Source organism: Burkholderia sp. MSh2 (assembly GCF_000731655.1).
Lineage (GTDB): Bacteria > Pseudomonadota > Gammaproteobacteria > Burkholderiales > Burkholderiaceae > Burkholderia > Burkholderia paludis.
Window position 1 is genome coordinate 120,946 of the sequence record NZ_JPGM01000019.1, and the last position, 21,848, is coordinate 142,793.

Below are 21,848 nucleotides of genomic sequence, written 5' to 3' on the forward strand. Positions count from 1 at the left end.
TCGTTTGCGCGCGGGGTGTGCGATTTGCTCAATCCTTCGTGCCGTCGTCGATCCGGCGGCGCGTGATCGCTTCCTTCGCGCGGCCGACACGCTCCATCAGCGCGGGGCCGCGCGACAGCGCGACGCCCACCGCGAGGATGTCGCCGATCGCGAGATGCGACATCCGCGACGTCATCGGCGAGAACACGTCGGTTTCCTCGGCGACGTTCGACGCGAGGCTGACCGTCGCGAGCTTCGCGAGCGGCGAATGGCTCTGCGTGATCGCGACGACTTTCGCGCCGCACGCGAGCGCGGAGCGCGCGGCGTCGACGATGTCGCGCGTGCGCCCGGTGTTCGAGATCGCGACGACGACGTCGTGCGGCCCGAGCAGCGCCGACGACATCGAGAACGTATGCGGGTCGGAATACGCAACGCTCGGCACGCCGAGCCGGAAGAACTTGTGCTGGATGTCCTGCGCGGCGATGCCCGAGCCGCCGGCGCCGTAGAACTCGATGCGTGACGCGTTCGACAGCAGTGCGATCGCTTCGGCGACGCTGCCCGCGGACAGGCTGTTGCGCACCTCGATCAGCGCGCCGATGGTGCGGTCGAACACCTTGCCGATGATGCCGGGCGCCGGTTCGTCGGGCTCGACGTCGCGATACACCGACGACACGCCCGGCGCGACGCTCTGCGCGAGCCGGATCTTGAATTCGCGAAAGCCGCTGCAGCCGAGCGCCTGGCAGAACCGCGCGATCGTCGGCTGGCTGACGCCCGCGCGCGTGGACAACTCGGTCATCGCGAGGTCGAGCACCTCGCGCGGCGCGGCGAGGATGTAGTCGGCGAGCTTGCGCTCGGACGGGCGCAACTCGGTGCGGATCGCTTCAATGCGAGGCAGCATGGGGTGGCAGACAGGAATCGGGTTCGGATGCGCGAGTGTATCGCAATCGAATTGTAGAAAATCTACATAAAAATACTAGCGACATTGTTGCGATTTCGGTACGGCGGCATCGGTGGAAATCAGGGTTTTCACTAGGTATATCCTTGTTTTCAGCGGAAAAAAGGCGTGGGCATGACGCAAGCCGCATTGCGTGCTTGTAGTTTTTCTACTAGACTGGCTTCGTTCTGTCGATGCACTTGACCGTCCCCACGATTCCAACCGCCGGTGTCGGCCGGCATACAGGAGCGCCCAGCATGACGTCGCTGCACCCCACTCTGGCAAAGGTCACCGCACGCGTGATCGCCCGCAGCCAATCGACCCGTTCCGCCTATCTGCAGCGCATCGACGGCGCGCAGGGCAAGTTCCCGGCGCGCGGCGCGCTGTCGTGCGCGAACCTCGCGCACGGCTTCGCGGGCCTCGAAGGCAACGACAAGTTCGCGATCAAGGCGATTCGCGAGCCGAACATCGGCATCGTGTCCTCGTACAACGAGATGCTGTCCGCGCATGCGCCGTACAAGGATTTCCCCGAGATCATCAAGGCCGCCGCGCGCGAGAACGGCGGGGTCGCGCAGTTCGCGGGCGGCGTGCCGGCGATGTGCGACGGCGTCACGCAGGGCAATCCGGGGATGGAGCTGTCGCTGTTCTCGCGCGAGGCGATCGCGATGGGCACGGCGATCGCGCTCACGCACAACATGTTCGACGCGGCGCTCTGCCTCGGCATCTGCGACAAGATCGTGCCGGGCCTCCTGATCGGCGCGCTGCAGTTCGGCCACCTGCCGACGATCTTCGTGCCGGCCGGCCCGATGACGAGCGGCCTGTCGAACGACGACAAGGCGAAGATCCGCCAGCAGTTCGCGACCGGCCAGGTCGGCCGCGACGCACTGCTCGAGGCCGAATCGGCCGCGTATCACGGCCACGGCACCTGCACGTTCTACGGCACCGCGAACAGCAACCAGATGCTGATGGAGCTGATGGGGCTGCACCTGCCGGGTTCGGCATTCGTCCATCCGCACACGCCGCTGCGCACCGCGCTGACGGCCGAGGCCGCGCGCCGCGTGCTCGACCTGACCGTCGAGCGCGGCCGCTACACGCCGATCGGTCATGTGGTCGACGAGAAGGCGATCGTCAACGGGATCGTCGCGCTGCTCGCGACGGGCGGCTCGACCAACCACACGCTGCACCTCGTCGCGATCGCGCGCGCGGCCGGCGTCCTGATCGACTGGAACGACTTCGACGAGCTGTCGGCCGTCGTGCCGCTGCTCGCGAAGATCTACCCGAACGGCAAGGCCGACGTGAACCACTTCCATGCGGCGGGCGGCGTGGCGTTCCTGGTGCGCAACCTGCTAGAAGGCGGGCTGCTGCACGAGGACGTGACGACGGTTGCCGGCCCCGGGCTTGCGCACTACACGAAGGAGCCGAAGCTGATCGACGGCAAGCTGACGTGGGTCGACGGCGCGGCCGAGAGCCACGACCCGAAGGTGCTGCGCGGCATCGGCGACCCGTTCCAGCCGGACGGCGGCCTGCGCCTGATGCAGGGCCGGCTCGGCCGCGGCGTGATCAAGATTTCGGCGGTCGCGCCCGAGCACCGCAAGGTGACGGCGCCCGCGATCGTGTTCGATTCGCAGGAAGCGGTACAGGAAGCGTTCGATCGCGGCGAGCTGAAGCGCGATTTCGTCGCGGTGGTGCGCTTCCAGGGCGCCCGCGCGAACGGGATGCCCGAGCTGCATCGTTTGACGCCGTTGCTCGGCGTGCTGCAGGATCAGGGCTTCCACGTCGCGCTGGTGACCGACGGCCGCATGTCGGGCGCGTCGGGCAAGGTGCCCGCCGTGATCCACGTGTCGCCGGAAGCGCTGCTGGCCGGCCCGCTCGGCAAGGTGAAGACGGGCGATACACTCGTGATCGACGCGGAAGCCGGTGTACTCGACATCACGGTCGACGAGGCCGAGTGGCAAGCGCGCCCGGTCGCGCAGCCGCTGCATCAGGCCGACAACGAGGTCGGCTTCGGGCGCGAACTGTTCGGCGTGTTCCGCTCGGCCGCCGCGCCGGCCGAGCAGGGCGCATCGGTGTTCGGGGCGCTGGTCGGCGAAACGGCCGCCCACGCCCACGCATGAATTTCAAGGTTCAAGGAGCAAATCTGATGAAGACGATTGGTGAAATCGTGAAGCTGGGCCCGGTCATCCCGGTGCTCGCATTCGACTCGGTCGAGCAGGGCGAACACGTGTCGCGCGCGTTGCACGCGGGCGGCGTGAAGGTGCTCGAGATCACGCTGCGCACCCCGGCCGGCCTGGAAGCGATCCAGCGCGCGAGCCAGCTCGCGGACGACATCGTCGTCGGCGTCGGCACGATCACGAAGCCGGAGCATTGCGCGCAGGCGAAGCGCGCGGGCGCGAAGTTCGGCGTGTCGCCGGGCCTCACGAAGGACCTGCACCTCGCGTCGCTCGACGCGGACCTGCCGCTGCTGCCGGGCGTGATGACGCCGAGCGACATCATCCAGGCACTCGAATTCGGCTACGAGATCGTGAAGTTCTTCCCGGCGCAGCAGGCGGGCGGCGTGCCGATGCTGCAGGCGTTCCACGGCCCGTTCCCGGCGCTGAAGTTCTGCCCGACCGGCGGCATCACCGTCGAAACGGCGCCGAACTTCCTGAAACTGCCGAACGTCGTGTGCGTCGGCGGCTCGTGGCTCACGCCGAAGGCGGCGCTCGCCGCGCAGGACTGGGCCGAAGTCACGCGCCTCGCGCAAGCCGCGAGCCAGCTTCCCCGCTAAGACTTGCATCCCCTGCTGGTCCGACCCTCGGAGACAGGCGCTTAGTGCTTGTTTTACCGAGGGTTTTTGCTGATGGAACCGGTTCTATCCGTCGGCCGTAAAGATAAGTAAAATTCAGCGTCCTGACGGGGTGGGTACCCCCCGTGTTTCGGAGACCTGCACAGCCGGGCATACTCGCAACTGCTCGCCCGGTTCGAACAATTCTAGGAGGAGTGCCACATGGGGGCTGTCCAAGGCAGCATGCTGCTCGTATTCACGCTGATCGCGATCGCCGCGCTGATCCTGATGATCGCGCGCTACAAGATCTACCCGTTCCTGGTGCTGATCATCGTTTCGCTCGGCCTCGGCCTGGTCGTCGGCATGCCGATGGACAAGATCGTCAAGTCGTTCGAGGCGGGCACCGGCGGCACACTGGGTCACATTGCGATCGTCGTCGGCCTCGGCACGATGCTCGGCAAGATGATGGCCGAATCGGGCGGCGCCGAACGGATCGCGACCACGCTGATCGACTGGTTCGGTGAAAAGAACATCCACTGGGCGATGATGTTCGTCGCGATCATCGTCGGCCTGCCGGTGTTCTTCGAAGTCGGCTTCGTGCTGCTGATCCCCATCGCGTTCAACGTCGCGAAGCGCACCGGCAAGTCGCTGCTCGTCGTCGGCCTGCCGATGGTGGCCGGCCTGTCCGTCGTGCACGGCCTGATCCCGCCGCACCCGGCCGCGCTGCTGGCCGTCCAGCAATACGGCGCCGACATCGGCAAGACGATCGCGTTCGGCCTGATCGTCGGCGTGCCGACCGCGATCATCGCGGGCCCGCTGTTCGCGCTGACGATCTCGAAGTTCGTGAAGCTGCCGGAGAACAACCCGCTCGCCGCGCAGTTCGTCGATTCACGCACGGATGGCGGCAAGCGCGAGCTGCCGAGCTTCGGCATCACGCTGTTCACGATCCTGCTGCCCGTCGTACTGATGCTCATCGGCAGCTGGGCCGACCTGCTGTTCACGCCGAAATCGCTGCCGAACAGCCTGCTGCGCTTCGCCGGCAACTCGGACGTCGCGCTGCTGATCGCCGTGCTCGTGAGCTTCTTCACGTTCGGCAAGCTGCAGGGCTTCAACCGTGACCAGATCCAGAAGTTCTGCGGCGAGTGCCTGGCGCCGATCGCCGGCATCACGCTGATCGTCGGCGCGGGCGGCGGCTTCGGCGGCGTCCTGCGTGACAGCGGGATCTCGCAGCAGATCGTCGAGACCGCGAAGCACGCGCACCTGTCGCCGCTGCTGCTCGGCTGGTTCGTCGCGGCGCTGATGCGTCTCGCCACGGGTTCGGCGACGGTCGCGATGACGACGGCCTGCGGCATCGTCGCGCCGATCGCGGCGGCGGCCGGCACGACGGTCAGCCCGGAGCTGCTGGTGCTCGCCACGGGCTCGGGCTCGCTGATCTTCTCGCACGTGAACGACGGCGGCTTCTGGCTGATCAAGGAATACTTCGGGATGACGGTCGGTCAGACGTTCAAGACCTGGTCGTTGCTCGAAACGATCATCTCGGTGCTCGGCCTCGGTTTTACACTGCTGCTGAGCGTGGTTCTGTAACAAGGGGTAGTCAATGATTCTGATCGCAATGGGCGTGTCGGGCGCGGGCAAGTCGCGAATCGGCGAAATGCTGGCGGAACGCCTGTCGTGCAGCTATACGGACGGCGACGCGTTTCACAGCGCCGCGAACAAGGAAAAGATGCACAACGGCATTCCGTTGACCGACGACGATCGCTGGCCGTGGCTGCGCACGATCCGCGCGGCCATCGAGGAAAAGCAGCGCGCGGGCGAGACGGCCGTGTTCACCTGTTCGTCGCTGAAGCGCTCGTACCGCGACGTGCTGCGCGGCACCGACGCCGACGTGCGGTTCGTGTATCTGAAGGGTTCGTTCGAGGTGTTGCACGAGCGCCTGAAGAGCCGTACCGGCCATTTCTTCGATCCGTCGCTGCTGAAGAGCCAGCTCGACACGCTCGAGGAGCCGGGCCCGGACGAAGCGATCGAGGTCAGCATCGAGCTGACGCCCGAACAGATCGTCGATCAGGTCATGCTGAAGATCGGCTTCGCGCAGCAGCACTGAGCGCGGTTCGCGGCAATCGTCATGCAGAAGGCGCCCCTCGGGGCGCCTTTTTCGTTGGCGGCCGGCCCGCTGCTCAGCAGGCCGCGTGTGCGCGCTGCGCGATGCCGTCGAGCAGCACGTCGAGCATCGTGTCGTGCACGGCCGCCGGATCGAGCTGCGCATAGAGCGGGGCGGCCGCCTTGACGAGCGGATGCGCGGTGTCCGACAGCGCTTCCATTTCCGCGAGCTCGACGTCGTTCGCGGCGCGCGTGAGGCCGCCGGCTTCGGCCGCGGCAAGCCCGATCACGCTCGCATACCAGCCGACGCACACCGACGGCAGCGCCGCGCCCGGGATGCCGGCGTCGGCCAGTGCGCGATGCACGGCCTCGATGTGCGCGAGATCGGCAGGCCCGGTACTCATGTGCCGCTGCAGGAGCGCGAACGCGGCCGGGTAGCGCAGTGCGAGCGTGCGGTACTGGCGCGCGAGGTCGCGCAGCCGCTCGCGCCACGGCAGTGTGGCGTCGACCGGCACGAGCGAGCGCGACAGCGCGTTCGCGATCGCGCGGCTCAGGCCGTCCTTCGACTTGAAGTGGTACAGCACGCTCATCGGGTCGCAGCCGACCGATTGCGCGAGCTTGCGCACGCTGAACGCGGCTTCGCCGACGTCTTCGAGCAGCGCGAGCGCGGCCGCGACGATTGCATCCTTGTCGAGGCCGCGCGGGCCCTGGGCGGGTTTGTCTTTCATCGATACGGGCTGGCGTGCCGGTGCGGCACCGACTGTAAACTTGACGAAAGCTGATTCTACACTGTAGAATTATTTCTGCGGTGTAGAAATTGGGTGTCCCGGCACCTTTCAATACGTGCTTTCGCACAGTCCGGGATCCAGGCGGCACGAGCGTGCCCGCCGTCAACACGGGCCATCGCGCCCCTTTTCTCGTTGACACCCATGTGGAACCGGCTGCCCCACCCGCGAAGCCAGAAGGCTCTTCGACAGGCGGCCTGGGGCCTGCTCACGCCAATAACGGGCTTGCGCTGGCTACCAGAAGGGCCGAGCGCAAGGATTGCGACGAAGCGAATACCCGACGTATTCGCAAGGAGCATGACGCAGCGATCGGCCCTTCCGGTGGCCAGCCCCACGAATGCTGTTTCGAACAGGGGAACGTGCGTTGCCGGCCGTATTGCGGCGTCGATCGTTGCTTGTCCGGCTCGGCCAAACGGTGCTCGTCACTCCTTGCACTCCGGCCGGCAACGCACGTTCGCAAGCCCGTTATTGGCGTGAGCAGGCCCCACCATGCAAGTGCAATCATGACTATCAATAATCAACCCCTGATCCAGGGCGAATCGCGTTTCGAACAAACGCAACTGAACATCGAAAAAGACAACTGGAACTGGTGCGATCCGTCCCGCTACGACGGCGAGCGCCCGGCCAACTGGTACGAAGCGTCGCTGTCGCCGCATGCGAACAGCGCGCCGCTCGCACACGACGCAGTATGCGACGTGCTCGTGATCGGTGCGGGCCTGCTCGGCGCATCGGCCGCACTGCACCTCGCGGAAGCGGGCGTCGACACGATCCTCGTCGACAAGCATCACGTCGGCTCGGCCGCTTCGGGCCGCAACGGCGGGCAGCTCACGCCCGGCCTCGCGCGCTGGGAAGCCGCCGACATGATCGACCACCTGTCGCACGACGATGCGAAGCGGCTGTGGCGTTTCGCATCGACCGAATCGATGGACCTGATCGACGCGATCGGCGCGCGTTACGCGCTCGATCTCGACCGCAAGCGCGGCCACGTCACGGCGGCCGTCCACCCGGGCCACATGAGCGCGCTGCTCGACGGCGCGGATGCGCGCCGCCATCTCGGCGACGCGGGCGTGACGCTCGTCGGCCGCCATCAGCTGCACGACGAATACGTGCGCTCGGGGCTGTACCACGGCGCGGCGGTCGACGCGATCGGCGGCCAGATCCATCCGCTCGCGCTCGTGCGCGGCCTGGTGCACGGGTTCCGGCTCAACGGCGGCGCGCTGTTCGAGGGCACCGAGGTGCTCGAGCTCGACGAGACGCCGATGGGCGTCGTCGCGACGACGCCGGGCGGCACGATCACCGCGCGCCGCGGCGTCGTGCTGGCGCTGCACAACACGACGTTCCGGCTGCTCGACGACGGTGCGACGACGACCGTGCCGTTCTTCACGTACGTGAGCGTGACGAAGCCGCTCGACGTCGATGTCGCGACGTTGCTGCCGGCCGGCATGCCCGTGTACGACACGCAGTTCCAGATCGACTACTACCGTCCGGTGCGCGGCAACCGCGTGCTGTTCGGCGGGCAGGGCACCGGCACCTGCTGGGCGCAGCCGGACGTCAACGCGTATCTGCTGACGCGGCTGAACACGGTGTTTCCGCAACACGACGGCGGCTTCGAGCTCGACTACTGCTGGAGCGGCGTCAGCGACTTCACGCTGAACGGCGCGACCGACAGCCGCAAGACCGACGGCCGGGTGCCGATGTACATGGTGCAGGGCTGGAGCGGCCACGGCGTGGCGCAGACGGTGCGGATCGGCAAGGCGATCTGCGACGATTTCGTCGGCCGCAACGACGATTTCTCGATGCTGACCGGCATCGATCACCGCGCGATTCCGCTCGGCCGGCAGTTGTCGCCGATCGCGATTCCCGCGGCGAAGGCGGCGATGAGCGTGATGAGCGCGCTCAATCCGGGCCGGATGATTTCGTTCTGAGGCGCGGGAAAGCAAAAAGCCCGATGCGATTGCTCGCATCGGGCTTTTTTCGTCAGGCGGCGCTGGCGCTTACGCGATCCGCTTCGCCAGTTCGACGGCCTTGCCGATGTACGACGCGGGCGTCATCGCGAGCAGGCGATCCTTCGCCTCCTGCGGGATCGCGAGCGTGCCGACGAATTCCTGCAGCGCCTCGCGCGTGATGCCCTTGCCGCGCGTCAGTTCCTTCAGCTGCTCGTACGGGTTCTCGATGCCGTAGCGGCGCATCACCGTCTGCACCGGCTCGGCGAGCACTTCCCAGCAGTTGTCGAGGTCTTCGTTCAGGCGCTGCGGGTTCACTTCGAGCTTGTCGAGGCCGCGGATCAGCGAGTCGTACGCGAGCAGCGAGTAGCCGAGCGCGACGCCCATGTTGCGCAGCACCGTCGAGTCGGTCAGGTCGCGCTGCCAGCGCGACACCGGAAGCTTGTCGGCGAGGTGGCGCAGCGTCGCGTTCGCGAGGCCGAGGTTGCCTTCCGAGTTCTCGAAGTCGATCGGGTTGACCTTGTGCGGCATCGTCGACGAGCCGATCTCGCCGGCCTTCGTCTTCTGCTTGAAGTAGCCGACCGAGATGTAGCCCCACACGTCGCGGTCGAGGTCGAGCAGGATCGTGTTCGCGCGCGCGACGGCGTCGAACAGTTCGGCCATGTAGTCGTGCGGCTCGATCTGGATCGTGTACGGGTTGAACGCGAGCTTCAGGCGGTTCTCGATCACGTCGCGCGAGAACGCTTCCCAGTCGAATTCCGGATAGGCCGACAGGTGCGCGTTGAAGTTGCCGACCGCGCCGTTCATCTTGCCGAGGATCTCGACCTTCTCGATGCGCACGATCGCGCGGTCGAGGCGCGCGGCGACGTTCGCGAGTTCCTTGCCGAGCGTCGTCGGGCTGGCCGGCTGGCCGTGCGTGCGCGACAGCATCGGCTGGTCGGCGAGCGCGTGCGCGAGCGCGACGAGGCGCTGATGGACCGTGCGCAGCGCCGGCACGATCACGTGCGCGCGCGCGCCGGCGAGCATCATGCCGTGCGACGTGTTGTTGATGTCCTCGGACGTGCACGCGAAGTGGATGAATTCGCTTGCCTTCTCGAGCTCTTCCTGGCCCTTCACCGATTCCTTCAGCCAGTATTCGACGGCCTTCACGTCGTGGTTCGTCACGCGCTCGATTTCCTTGATGCGGGCGGCGTCGTGCGCGGTGAAGCGCTCGGCGAGCTGCAGCAGGAACTGTTCGGACGCATCGGAGAAGCGCGGGACTTCCGCGAAGCCGGCGCGCGACAGCGCGATCAGCCAGTGCACCTCGACGGTGACGCGGTGGCGCATGAAGGCGGCTTCGGAGAGCCAGTCGCGCAGCGCTTCGGTCTTGCTGGCGTAGCGGCCGTCGATGGGCGAGAGCGCGGTGAGGGCGAAAAGCGTATCGGGACGAGTGTCGGACATGATCGGGCGGGCCTTGGGGCCGGGTCGAGCGAGGGGAGGAGAATCCGGCATTTTACCATCGGTGCGCGACGACCCCGGGTGCGGGCGGGTAGCGGGCGCCGCCGCGCGCCGCCGCCGCGCGGGCGCGGGTTCGCAGCGGGCCTGCGCGCCGCCGGGCGGGCCCGCCCGCCGGTAGAATGCAGGCTTCTTCCCGACCGCCGCCCGCCGCGCCCGCCCGCATGGAACTGAAATGGCTCGAAGACTTCGTTTCGCTCGCGGAAACGCGCAGCTTTAGCCGGTCCGCCGAATTGCGGCACGTGTCGCAGCCGGCGTTTTCGCGGCGCATCCAGGCGCTCGAGGCGTGGCTCGCGACCGAACTGATCGATCGTTCGGTTTATCCGACCCGGCTCACGCAGGCCGGGCAGATTTTCTACGAGCAGGCGCTGACGATGCTGTCGCAGGCGCACGAGGCGCGCACGCTGCTGCGCGGCCACGCGGGCGCGCCGGTGCCGACGATCGAGTTCGCGGTGCCGCACACGCTGTCGCTCACGTATTTCCCGCGCTGGCTGCAGCGGATCGAGGCGAAGATGGGCCAGGTCCACACGCGGCTGCGCGCGCTGAACGTGCACGACGCGGTGCTGTCGCTCGTCGAGGGCGGCTGCGATCTCGTGATGGGCTACCACCACCCGAGCCATCCGGTCGCGCTCGATCCGGCGCGCTACGACATGCTGACCCTCGGCAGCGAGCCGATCAGCCCGTTCTCGGCGCCCGGCCGCGCGGGGCGGCCGCGCTATACGCTGCCCGGCGCGGCCGACGCGCGCGTGCCGTACCTGTCGTATACGCCGAACGCGTATCTCGGCCGGATGACGGAAGTCATCGTCGCGAACGCGCCGACCCGGCTGTTCCTCGATCGCGTCTACGAAACCGACATGGCCGAAGGGCTGAAGGCGATGGCGCTCGCGGGCCACGGCATCGCCTTCCTGCCGCACAGCGCGGTCGAGGATGCGGTCGCGGGCGGCCGCCTGATCCGGCTCGACAGATCGGCGCGCGGCGGCGCGCATCCGTTCACGCTCACGATGGAGATCCGGCTGTACTGCGATAAGCTCACGCTGCAAGGCGACGAGCCGCGTCAGAAGCTCGTGCGCGCGCTGTGGGACGTCGTGCGCGACGAGTTGCGCGAAACTGCCGGTTAACCGCCGGCGGCTCGCCGGCGCAAGATCGCGCCCGGCCGGCTGTCGGCGAGCTTGCGGCGCCTGTCGGGCGGCTGTCCGGCGGCCGGCCCGCGCCCCCGCTCGACGATTTTTCACGCACGCGATGCACGACCGATCGCGTGCGTTCTTGCGCAAATCGACTGCAGATTTGCGAAAAATCGCGATCATGCAAGAAACGCATAATCGAATAAGCAAACGGCATTGGATAAAAAAAACGGGTTTTTCGACAATGTGCGCACCTGTTGACCGTTGGAGCATCCATGTCTTCGCAATTGCAGTCCATCCCGTCCTACCTGCACGCCGACGATCTCGGCCCGTGGGGCAACTACCTTCAGCAAGTCGATCGCGTCGCGCCGTACCTCGGTTCGCTGTCGCGCTGGCTCGAAACGCTGAAGCGCCCGAAGCGCATCCTGGTCGTCGATGTGCCGATCGAGCTCGACAACGGCACCGTCGCGCACTTCGAAGGCTATCGCGTGCAGCACAACGTGTCGCGCGGCCCGGGCAAGGGCGGCGTGCGCTACCACCAGGACGTGACGCTGTCGGAAGTGATGGCGCTGTCCGCATGGATGTCGGTCAAGAACGCAGCAGTGAACGTGCCATACGGCGGCGCGAAGGGCGGTATCCGCGTCGACCCGCGCAAGCTGTCGCGCGGTGAGCTCGAGCGCGTGACGCGCCGCTACACCAGCGAAATCGGCATCATCATCGGCCCGAACACCGACATTCCGGCGCCGGACGTCAACACCAACGAACAGGTGATGGCGTGGATGATGGACACCTACTCGATGAACCAGGGCCAGACGTCCACCGGCGTCGTGACCGGCAAGCCGATCGCGCTCGGCGGTTCGCTCGGCCGCAAGGAAGCAACGGGCCGCGGCGTGTTCGTCGTCGGTTCGGAAGCGGCAAAGAAGAAGGGCCTCGAAATCGCGGGCGCACGCATCGCGGTGCAGGGCTTCGGCAACGTCGGCGGCATCGCGGCGAAGCTGTTCCAGGAAGCGGGCGCGAAGGTGATCGCGGTGCAGGATCACACGGGCACGATCTACCAGCCGGCCGGCCTCGATTCGAACAAGCTGCTCGACCACGTTGCTCGCACGGGCGGCGTCGCGGGCTTCGAAGGTTCGGAGCCGATGCCGAACGACGAGTTCTGGACGGTCGAAACCGACATCCTGATCCCGGCGGCGCTGGAAAACCAGATCACCGAGAAGAACGCGGCGAAGATCCGCACGAAGATCATCGTCGAAGGCGCGAACGGCCCGACGACGACGGCGGCGGACGACATCCTGACCGCGAACGGCGTGCTCGTGATCCCCGACGTGATCGCGAACGCGGGCGGCGTGACCGTGTCGTACTTCGAATGGGTGCAGGATTTCTCGAGCTTCTTCTGGACGGAAGACGAGATCAACCACCGTCTCGAGCGCGTGATGCGCGAAGCGTTCTCCGGCGTGTGGGCAGTCGCGGAAGAGCACAAGGTGTCGGTGCGCACGGCGGCGTTCATCGTTGCGTGCAAGCGCATCCTGATGGCGCGCGAAATGCGCGGCCTCTATCCCTGATCGTCGACTATGATCAATTCATGACGCAATCCACCCGATTGCGGATATGAACCTTCGCGGGCGGTGCCGGATCCGGCACCGCCCGCGCGCGCATTCGGGGCGCGCGCAGCCGGGAGGAAGGCTGCGCACCGGACGCTTCGGCGTGCGGTAAACAACCAGTACTTTCAAAAATATTACTTTGATACACTGGCGCGGGTTTTAGCCAAGGAGATGACCAAAATGAAATACCACAAGGCAGTCCTGATGGTCGCGGCGCTCTGCGCGTTCGCAAGCGGCGCGCATGCTCAGGAGACGGGCACGCTGAAGAAGATCAAGGACACGGGCGTGATCGCACTGGGACACCGCGAGTCGTCGATCCCGTTCTCCTACTATGACGAAAAGCAGCAGGTGGTCGGCTATTCGCGCGAATTCCAGATGAAGGTGGTCGACGCGGTGAAGAAGAAGCTGAGCCTGCCGAACCTGCAGACGAAGAACATCCCGGTCACGTCGCAGAACCGCATTCCGCTGGTGCAGAACGGCACGGTCGACATCGAGTGCGGCTCGACGACCAACAACGCCGAACGCCAGCAGCAGGCCGCATTCTCCGACACGATCTTCGTGATCGGCACCCGCCTGATGACGAAGAACGATTCGGGCATCAAGGATTTCGCGGATCTCAAGGGCAAGACGGTCGTGACCACCGCCGGCACGACGTCGGAGCGCCTGCTGCGCAAGATGAACAACGACAAGCAGATGGGCATGAACATCATCAGCGCGAAGGATCACGGCGATTCGTTCAATACGCTCGAATCGGGCCGCGCGGTCGCGTTCATGATGGACGACGCGCTGCTCGCGGGCGAGCGTGCGAAGGCGAAGAAGCCGGGCGACTGGGTGATCGTCGGTACGCCGCAATCGGAAGAAGCGTACGGCTGCATGATGCGCAAGGGCGACGCCGACTTCAAGAAGGTCGTCGACGACGCGATCTCGCAAGTCGAGAAGTCGGGCGAAGCCGCGAAGATCTATGCGAAGTGGTTCGAGAACCCGATTCCGCCGAAGGGGCTGAACCTGAACTTCCCGCTGTCCGATTCGATGAAGAAGCTGTACGCGAACCCGAACGACAAGGCGCTCGACTGACCGCACGGACGTTGATGCAGAAATGACGCTAATGAGACGGAAGAGGCCACGCTTCTTCCGTTTCTTTTTGCTGGAGTCTTGCCCATGTCTTACCACTGGAACTGGGGCATTTTCCTGAGCCCCGTGTCGACCGGCGAGCCGACGACTTATTTCGGATGGCTGATGTCCGGCTTCTGGGTGACGATCGAGGTGTCGCTCGTCGCCTGGGTCATCGCGCTGATCGTCGGTTCGCTGTTCGGCGTGCTGCGCACCGTGCCGAACAAATGGCTGTCCGCGATCGGCACGCTGTATGTGTCGATCTTCCGGAACATTCCGCTGATCGTGCAGTTCTTCGTCTGGTATCTCGTGATACCCGAACTGCTGCCCGCGTCGATCGGCACCTGGATCAAGCAGCTGCCGCCGACCACGCAGTTCTTCACCGCGTCGATCGTCTGTCTCGGCCTGTTCACCGGCGCGCGCGTGTGCGAACAGGTGCGCTCGGGGATCAACGCGTTGCCGAAGGGCCAGCGCGCGGCCGGCCTCGCGATGGGCTTCACGCAGTGGCAGACCTATCGCTACGTGCTGCTGCCCGTCGCGTACCGGATCATCGTGCCGCCGCTCACGTCGGAATTCCTGAACATCTTCAAGAACTCCGCCGTCGCGTCCACGATCGGCCTGCTCGACCTGTCCGCGCAGGCGCGCCAGCTCGTCGACTACACCGCGCAGACCTACGAGTCGTTCATCGCGGTCACGCTCGCGTACGTGATCATCAACCTCGTCGTGATGGCGTTCATGCGCTGGATCGAAGGCCGTACGCGGCTGCCCGGCTATATCGGAGGCAAGTGATGCATCAGTTCGACTGGAGTAGTATTCCCGGCGCGCTGCCGACGCTGTGGACGGGGGCGGTCGTCACGTTCCAGATCACGCTGATCGCGATCGTGGTCGGGATCGTCTGGGGCACGCTGCTGGCGCTGATGCGGCTGTCGGGCGTCAAGCCGCTCGCGTGGTTCGCGCAGGGCTACGTGACGGTGTTCCGCTCGATCCCGCTCGTGATGGTGCTGCTGTGGTTCTTCCTGATCGTGCCGCAGCTGTTGCAGGGCGTGCTCGGGCTGTCGCCGACGATCGACATTCGCCTCGCATCGGCGATGGTCGCGTTCTCGCTGTTCGAAGCCGCGTATTATTCGGAGATCATCCGCGCCGGCATCCAGGCAGTGCCGCGCGGGCAGGTGAACGCCGCGTTCGCGCTCGGCATGAATTACGCGCAGGCGATGCGCCTCGTGATCCTGCCGCAGGCGTTCCGCGCCATGGTGCCGCTGCTGCTCACGCAGGCGATCGTCCTGTTCCAGGATACGTCGCTCGTGTACGTGATCAGTCTCGCGGATTTCTTCCGCACGGCTGCCAACATCGGCGATCGCGACGGCACGACCGTCGAGATGGTCCTGTTCGCCGGCGCATGCTATTTCGTGATTTGCTCGTTGGCGTCTGTGCTCGTCAAGGGTCTCCAGAAAAAGGTCACAAGATGATTTCCATCAAGAACGTTTCGAAGTGGTACGGCCAGTTTCAGGTCCTTACCGAGTGCACGACCGAGGTCAAGAAGGGCGAAGTGGTCGTCGTGTGCGGCCCGTCGGGCTCGGGCAAATCGACGCTGATCAAGACCGTGAACGGCCTCGAGCCGTTCCAGCAGGGCGAGATCCTCGTGAACGGCCAGTCGGTCGGCGACCGGAAGACGAACCTGTCGAAGCTGCGCTCGAAGGTCGGGATGGTGTTCCAGCATTTCGAGCTGTTCCCGCACCTGTCGATCACCGAGAACCTGACGCTCGCGCAGATCAAGGTGCTCGGCCGCGGCAAGGACGAGGCGAACGAGAAGGGCCTGAAGCTGCTCGATCGCGTCGGCCTGAAGGCGCATGCGCACAAGTTCCCCGGCCAGTTGTCGGGCGGCCAGCAGCAGCGTGTCGCGATCGCGCGCGCGCTGTCGATGGACCCGATCGCGATGCTGTTCGACGAGCCGACGTCCGCGCTCGACCCCGAGATGATCAACGAAGTGCTCGACGTGATGGTCGAACTCGCGCAGGAAGGGATGACGATGATGGTCGTCACGCACGAGATGGGCTTCGCGAAGAAGGTGGCCCATCGCGTGATCTTCATGGACAAGGGCGCGATCGTCGAGGACGACCGCAAGGACGATTTCTTCTCGAATCCGAAATCGGAACGCGCGAAGGATTTCCTCGCGAAGATCCTGCACTGAGCGTTCGCGCATCGCGCGCGCCCGAACGAAAACCGCCCGGCGAATGCCGGGCGGTTTTTTTTCGCGCGTGCGACGCGTGCGTTACCAGCTGTAGCGGTAACCGACCTGCCCGACGATGCCGCGCCGGTAGTCGCCGCCGATGTTGCGCGCGATCTTCGCGTTCGCATACAGCTCGCCCGACTTGCCGAGGCCCGCGGTCACGCCGACGCCGAGCTCGTACCACGTGCGGCCGAGATGCGTCGCGAACGGCGTGCCGCCGACGACGGTCTGGCCCGGCGACAGGAAGTCGTGCAGCACGTCGGCCGTGAAGTACGGCGTCGCGGCGCCGCCGCCCGCATCCGACTGGAGGTTCGGCCGGAAGAAGCGCACGCCGACGCGGCCGCGCAGCGCGTTGGTCGCCGTGCCCGATACGGCCGACACGTTGTCGTTGAACCCGTTCAGCTTCAGGTACTGATACATCAGCTGCGCTTGCGGCTCGACCGCGATCGGCAGGCCGCCGACCGCGAACGGCTTGCCGACTTCCTGCGACAGCGCGACGCCGAAGCCGTTCTGCGACGCATCGTTGCCGTAGCTGTCGCGATAGCGGTTGCCGTAGTGCGTCACCTGGCCGACGCTGTCGAAGTACGTGCCGTCGGTCAGGTAGCGCGTCCAGTAGCCGCCGACGCTCTGCGCGTGCATCTCGACCGAGCCCGTCGACGTCGACAGGCTGGCCGTGTCGGCGCGCGCCATGTCGCTGAAGCTCGCGTTCGACACGCCGAGGCTGGCTGTCACGCCCGCATGCGTGCTGGCGCCGCCGTTCGGCGCCTGGTCGAGCGTCCAGTCCTTGCCGAACTGCGCGAAGAACGTGCGCTCGTCGGCCGCGAAGCGGCCCGCGTTCGCATCGAGGCTCTGGCCGCCGATGCGCCCCCACACGCCGTCGTGATTGCCGGGCTGCTCCTTGCCGAGGTTGTCGATGTCGCCGACGCGTTCGTGCAGCCTGCCGAGCGTCGAGAAACCGTAGTCGACGTTGAGCAGCGGCGTCAGCGCGTAGCCCGCGACGCCCGGCCGGTACGCGAGCGTGCCGTTGCCGTTGCCATCACCGTCGCCGTTGCCGGACGGGTGGATCGGGTCGCCGGGGTCCGTCTGCTCGAGCTGCGAGCGCAGGTACCAGCCGTTCGCGTCGCCTTGCCCGCCGCGATAGAGCCGGTACTCGTATGCGCCCGCCTGCACGGGGCCCGCGAGCTGGAACGCCGATGCGGTGGTCGTGCCGCCGTTCGTCGTGACGACCACCGGAATCCCGTTGCCCTGCGTCTGCGCGCCGGTGCCGGCCGTGTTGGCGATCTTCAGGCCCGTCGTGCCGCTCGCCGCGCCGCCGTTCACGATCAGCTGGTCGGTCGGCGATGCGTCGGCGCCGAGGAACGTGTTGAGCGCGATCGTGCCGCCGTTGCCGACGTAGCTGCCGGTCGTCAGCGTCTTGTAGCTGCCCGCGAGCGTCGGTGCACCGGTCGGCGCGGCGAACGCGACCGCGCCCGCGTTGGTCAGGCTGCTCAGCACCGAGCTGCCCGTCATGCGCCACGTGCTGGTGTTGTCGACGGTCAGCGCGACCGGATCGATCCTGCCGGTCAGCGTCGTGCCGTTCGCGAGCAGCACGTTGCCGGTGCTCGACGCGTCGGACACGATGTCGCCGGCCAGATTCACGGCCGACGCGGTGAAAGTGGCGTTGCTGCCGTTCGAGAGCGCGAGCAGCGTGCCGTTGCCGGTCGTCACGACCGTGCCGTTGCGCACGGCGATGTCGGCCGTGCCGCCGCGTGCGGCAAACGCCGGCCCGGCCGTCGACGTCACGCTGCCGCCGTCGACGAGCACCGAGCTCGTCGCGCCGCTCGCGAGCGAATCCGACGTCAGTACGCCGGCCGTCGCGCCCTTGAGCGTCGTGCCGGTCAGCGCGAGCGCGCCGCCGCTGTCGGCGGTCGCGCCGTTGCCCGCCGCGCTGGCGATCGTCGAGCCCGTGTCGCCGATGCGGCCGCCGCCCTGTGCGACGAGGCCGTCGGCCGCGGCGCCCGACGCGGCGATCCGCGCGCCCGACAGCAGCGCGGTCGCGCCGCCGCTCGCCACGAGCGCGGCCGAGCCCGCGCCGGCCGTCGCGACGGTCGTGCCGTTGGCCGTCAGCGTCGAGCCCGCGCCGGAGACGAATACGCCGCGCGCATTGCCGCCGGCCGTCCGGATCGACGTTGCGGCGTCCATCCCGATCAGCGCGCCGGCGCCGGTGGACGACAGGCCGTCGGCGCCGCTGCCGGTCGTGCCGATCTGCGTGCCTGACAGCGCGATCGTCGCGTTCGTCCCCTGGTTGTCGATTCCCTTGCCCGTGCCGCCGACCGCGATCGACGTCGCGCCGGCCGCGAGCCCGCCGCCCGACACTGTCGGGTCGATCAGCACGCCGTCGGCGCTGCCGTTCGCGACCACGGTGCCCGCGCCCGACAGCGCAACCGACGCGCCGGCGCCCGTCAGGCGCACACCCGCGACGCCGTCGTCGGCTTCGATTGCCCCCGCGTTGGCGAGCGTTGCCGACGCACCCTGCACGAGCGCGCCGGTGCCGTTGGATACGCGGATCGTCGACGCGTTGTTCACCGTGCCGAGCGCGCCGACCACGACGCCCGTCGAGCCGGCGCCCGTCAGCAGCACCGTGTCGCGGTTGTCGAGTGTGCCGAGGTTTTGCGCGACGAAGCCCGTCACGCCGGCGGTCGACGACGTGACGGCGGCGTCGTTGACGAGCGTCGTCGCGACCGGTGCGCCGGCATTCGCGCCGGTGAGGTCGTGCGCCTGGCCGTCGACCACGCCGGCGATCGCGCCGGCCGCGTTCAGGTTGATCGTCGCGCCCGCGTCGATGGTGCCTTGCGCGCCGCCTTCGACCCCGATCGCGACGCTGTTGGCGCCGTTGACGTTGTAGATCGCGTTGCCGGTCGACAGCACGGTGCCCGCGTCGGTCGCGAGCACGCCGTGCGCGCGTTGGCCGTTCACGTCGGTCGTCAGCGCGCCGGCCGTCGAAGAGCCCGTGTAGGTTGCGCCGCCCGCGACGCGGAACAGCGTCGAATCGTCGGTGTCGACGCTGAGATGCTGCGCGGCGACGTTGATCTTCGAGCCCGCGCCGTACGCGTAGAAGCCGATCTGGTTCGTGCCCGACATGAAGGCGGGCACCGCGTCGGCGCCGACGTCGATCGTCGCGCCCGAGCGCGCATGCACGCCGATCGCGCCGGTGCCCGTCAGGTTGAGCGCGCCGTCGAGCGTCGCCTGCGCGAGCGGTCCCTCGGCCCACACGCCGTAGTTGCGCGTGCCGGACGAGGGATCGAGCCCGCCGGCCACGTTGATCGTGCCGGTCGAGGTGGCGGCCGTCGCGAGCGTACCGGTCCCGACCACCATGATGCCGATGCCGTTGACGCCGTTCAGCGTGATGGTGCCGGTGTTGGTCACGGTCGCGGCGGTGTTGGACGCGAGCATGCCGACATTGGCGAGCGGCGTGCCGGGCGCCGCGCCGTTGACGACGATCGCCCCCGCGTTGCTCAGCGTGCCGGACGACGAGCCGATGCTCGCCAGCGCCGCGCCGTTCTGCGTCTGCGAGCCGATCACGATCGTGCCCAGGTTGCTCGCGGTGCCCGACGCGCCGAGCAGGATGCCGTACGTGTGCGCGGACAGCGCGACGTCGTTCACGGCTTCGGGCGACCCGGCGTCGTATTGCGCCGCGCGGCCGAGGTAGATCGTGCCGCCGGCTTCGTTCGTGAAGCTGCCGCCGGCGACGAGGCCGCCGATCACCTGGCTGTCGAGCGTCGTCGCGTTGACGCCGACATTGATCGTGCCGGCGTTCGATGCGCTCGCGCCGTCGGCCACGGCCACCGCGTAGTTCTGCAGGTCGGGCCGGTTGCGGGTGAGATTCCACGCGCCGACGTTCATCACGCCGTTGTTGACGAACGTGGTGCCCGCGCCGTCCGCATACACGCCGCTGCCTTCGACGTAGGCATTGAGGCCGAAGTTGTCGGGCTGCGCGGTGCCGCCCGTGCTGAAGTTGTCGCCGGCCGCGTAGCCGGACGAGATCACGCCGTTGTTGACGCCGCTCGCGCCGGTCAGCAGACGTACCAGCGTGAAGTCGCCCGACAGGCGCCCGTCGTTGATGAAATGCGCGCCGTTCTCCGCAAGGACGGCGCTGCTCGCGTCGATCGTGTTGGAGCCGCGGAAGTCGATCTGGCCGTCCGTGCCGATGTGCAGCGTCGCGTTCGCGCCCGTGCCGTGCATCGCCGTCGGATAGTTTCTGGGCAGCGCGTTCTTGTCGCCGGGCGATACGTCGTTCGCGTACTCGAAGGTTTGCGTGGAGAACGACACGGCCTGGCCGAACGCGTTGTCGTAGGCCGCTTGCGAGCCGAGCGCGCCGCTCTGGACCGAACGCACGAGAAAGTTGTTGTACGCGGCGAGCGACGCGGCGTCGGTGACGGTCCACGTGCTGCCGTCGAACGCGGTGAAGGTGCCTGCGTAGCTCGGCACGTCGAGCTGGATGCTGCCGACGGGGCCGCCGCTCGCGAGATAGTCGCCGGTGATGAACCAGATCTGGTTGCGCGAATTCCAGTTGATGACGCTCGGCGTCGAGCCGGTGCCGTCCGCGTAGGTCAGGTCGGTCTGCTTTGCCGCGATCGTGATCGCGTTGCCGGCCGCCGCGGGCGCGTTCGCGGGATTGCCGATCGACACGTCGAGCGTGCCGCCCGAGTTCGCGACCGTGCCGATGCGCGTGTTCACGTACTGGTTGCCGTTCACGTCGTGGTAGACCGGCACGTCGGTCGAGCCCGCGCTCGACGCGACGAAGGCGGACGAATCGTAGGTCGCGACGGACGTCCGGCCGCCCGTGATCGAATCGGGCGTGCCGACGCTCTGCGTCTTGCCGCCGAGCGACACCAGCGGCTGGTTCGGATTGCCCGAAATGATCGACGTCGTGTCGAGCGGCATCAGCGTGTAGCCCATGTCGCCGGTCGCGCCGGTCCATGCGCCCGTCAGGCCGACCCGGTCGCCGCCCGTCACGGTCGTGGCGCCGACGAGGTTGTCGTTGACGGTCGGGCTGAAACTGCCGAGCACGCAGGTGCCGCCGCTCGCGACTGCCGCGCCGCTGCCGCACGTCGATGCGTGCGCGGAGCCGGCCGACAGCACGGCCAGCGCGGCGCCGAGTGCGGCGATGCGCAGCGGCGTCGGGCGCGCGGCGTGGCGGCCGGTGCCGGACGGCTTGCCCGAACGCTTGCCGCATGCCCGCGCCGTTTCCGCAACCGCGACCCAGCAGCCGGTAGTCTCGCTCCAGATCGATCGAAATGAATGATTCACGACAAGCCTCTCTCTCTTGTTTTGATGCGGCATTCACCGCCGTGCAGTGAAGTCTCGGTCCGCGGTGGGGAAATGGCCGGAATGGACGTGCGGCGGCCATCGCCGCTTCTCCATTTATTGCGCTTCGTTACACCGGGGATGAGCGGAGTCTACTGATCGAGAGGACGATCGATTATCAAAAAAATAATGAATGTGGCAATAATGCCGATTTGATTCGGTATTTTTTAATTGTGTGGCGAATCGAACTGAAAGTCTTTGTGGTAAAGGGCTTTGCCGATCTTATAAGGGCGGATTCGCGGTTGCCGGATCGGTGCGGTGGCGCACGGTTTGCGTCGAGGGGGTGCGTTAGAATATGGCTTCCGGATTATATGCGTTCTGGATGCGCGTGATTATCTATTTTGTTTTTTGATTATTTTCGACTGGAAATTAATTAAATCAAGAAAATGTTACGCGCGATCGTTTCGACTTGCCCCGGACTGTGGCCTGGATGAAACGGAATCGGTC

At 66.8% G+C, this 21,848-nt stretch carries 15 protein-coding genes; 11 read left to right on the forward strand and 4 right to left on the reverse strand.

Going from position 1 to position 21,848, the window contains the following annotated elements; translation table 11 throughout:
• Positions 1–28: 28 nt before the first annotated feature.
• The gene (locus GQ57_RS13305; RefSeq protein WP_031398862.1) at positions 29–877 is read right to left on the reverse strand and encodes a MurR/RpiR family transcriptional regulator; all 849 of its coding nucleotides are present in this window, start codon (positions 875–877) and stop codon (positions 29–31) included.
• 293 nt (positions 878–1,170) lie between these two features.
• On the opposite strand from GQ57_RS13305, the gene edd reads away from it, so the two are divergent.
• The 4 genes from edd to GQ57_RS13325 all read left to right on the forward strand — a co-directional run bounded on the left by edd (position 1,171) and on the right by GQ57_RS13325 (position 5,778).
• The gene (edd, locus tag GQ57_RS13310; RefSeq protein ID WP_034198069.1) at positions 1,171–3,027 is read left to right on the forward strand and encodes a phosphogluconate dehydratase; all 1,857 of its coding nucleotides are present in this window, start codon (positions 1,171–1,173) and stop codon (positions 3,025–3,027) included.
• 26 nt (positions 3,028–3,053) lie between these two features.
• Entirely contained in the window at positions 3,054–3,680 is a 627-nt protein-coding gene (eda, locus tag GQ57_RS13315) for a bifunctional 4-hydroxy-2-oxoglutarate aldolase/2-dehydro-3-deoxy-phosphogluconate aldolase (protein WP_031398860.1), read from the forward strand.
• A 219-nt stretch (positions 3,681–3,899) separates the two neighbouring features.
• Positions 3,900–5,261, forward strand: a complete 1,362-nt coding sequence (locus GQ57_RS13320) for a GntP family permease (protein ID WP_031398859.1) — start codon at positions 3,900–3,902, stop codon at positions 5,259–5,261.
• Positions 5,262–5,274: 13 nt separating this feature from the next.
• Complete coding sequence (locus GQ57_RS13325; RefSeq protein ID WP_031398858.1) at positions 5,275–5,778, forward strand: gluconokinase; 504 nt, start codon at positions 5,275–5,277, stop codon at positions 5,776–5,778.
• A 73-nt stretch (positions 5,779–5,851) separates the two neighbouring features.
• Here GQ57_RS13325 and GQ57_RS13330 read toward each other — a convergent pair whose 3' ends face one another.
• Entirely contained in the window at positions 5,852–6,502 is a 651-nt protein-coding gene (locus GQ57_RS13330; protein ID WP_034198070.1) for a TetR/AcrR family transcriptional regulator, read from the reverse strand.
• Between the two features lie 560 nt (positions 6,503–7,062).
• Here GQ57_RS13330 and GQ57_RS13335 point away from each other — a divergent pair.
• Positions 7,063–8,484, forward strand: coding sequence for an NAD(P)/FAD-dependent oxidoreductase (locus GQ57_RS13335; protein ID WP_034198071.1), 1,422 nt, complete (start codon positions 7,063–7,065; stop codon positions 8,482–8,484).
• Between the two features lie 69 nt (positions 8,485–8,553).
• On the opposite strand, the gene purB is transcribed toward GQ57_RS13335, so the two are convergent.
• Entirely contained in the window at positions 8,554–9,942 is a 1,389-nt protein-coding gene (gene purB, locus GQ57_RS13340; RefSeq protein ID WP_031398855.1) for an adenylosuccinate lyase, read from the reverse strand.
• 218 nt (positions 9,943–10,160) lie between these two features.
• Here purB and GQ57_RS13345 point away from each other — a divergent pair, with 218 nt between their 5' ends.
• The 6 genes from GQ57_RS13345 (at position 10,161) to GQ57_RS13370 (ending at position 16,016) form a co-directional block, all read left to right on the forward strand.
• Positions 10,161–11,114 (forward strand): LysR substrate-binding domain-containing protein, encoded by a 954-nt coding sequence (locus GQ57_RS13345; protein ID WP_031398854.1) that lies wholly within the window; start codon positions 10,161–10,163, stop codon positions 11,112–11,114.
• Positions 11,115–11,392: 278 nt separating this feature from the next.
• On the forward strand, positions 11,393–12,679 hold the full coding sequence (locus GQ57_RS13350) for a Glu/Leu/Phe/Val family dehydrogenase (protein ID WP_031398852.1): 1,287 nt from the start codon (positions 11,393–11,395) through the stop codon (positions 12,677–12,679).
• Positions 12,680–12,898: 219 nt separating this feature from the next.
• Positions 12,899–13,792, forward strand: coding sequence for a glutamate/aspartate ABC transporter substrate-binding protein (locus GQ57_RS13355; protein ID WP_034198081.1), 894 nt, complete (start codon positions 12,899–12,901; stop codon positions 13,790–13,792).
• Positions 13,793–13,876: 84 nt separating this feature from the next.
• The gene (locus GQ57_RS13360; protein WP_031398850.1) at positions 13,877–14,617 is read left to right on the forward strand and encodes an amino acid ABC transporter permease; all 741 of its coding nucleotides are present in this window, start codon (positions 13,877–13,879) and stop codon (positions 14,615–14,617) included.
• Positions 14,617–15,294: a glutamate/aspartate ABC transporter permease GltK gene (gene gltK, locus GQ57_RS13365; protein WP_031398849.1), complete on the forward strand. Its 678-nt coding sequence runs from the start codon at positions 14,617–14,619 to the stop codon at positions 15,292–15,294. Before GQ57_RS13360 ends, gltK begins: the two co-directional genes overlap by 1 nt.
• On the forward strand, positions 15,291–16,016 hold the full coding sequence (locus tag GQ57_RS13370; protein ID WP_031398848.1) for an amino acid ABC transporter ATP-binding protein: 726 nt from the start codon (positions 15,291–15,293) through the stop codon (positions 16,014–16,016). The genes gltK and GQ57_RS13370 overlap by 4 nt, the downstream gene beginning before the upstream one ends.
• An 81-nt stretch (positions 16,017–16,097) precedes the next feature.
• Here GQ57_RS13370 and GQ57_RS13375 read toward each other — a convergent pair whose 3' ends face one another.
• The gene (locus GQ57_RS13375) at positions 16,098–21,344 is read right to left on the reverse strand and encodes an autotransporter outer membrane beta-barrel domain-containing protein (RefSeq protein ID WP_034198072.1); all 5,247 of its coding nucleotides are present in this window, start codon (positions 21,342–21,344) and stop codon (positions 16,098–16,100) included.
• Positions 21,345–21,848 lie beyond the last annotated feature (504 nt).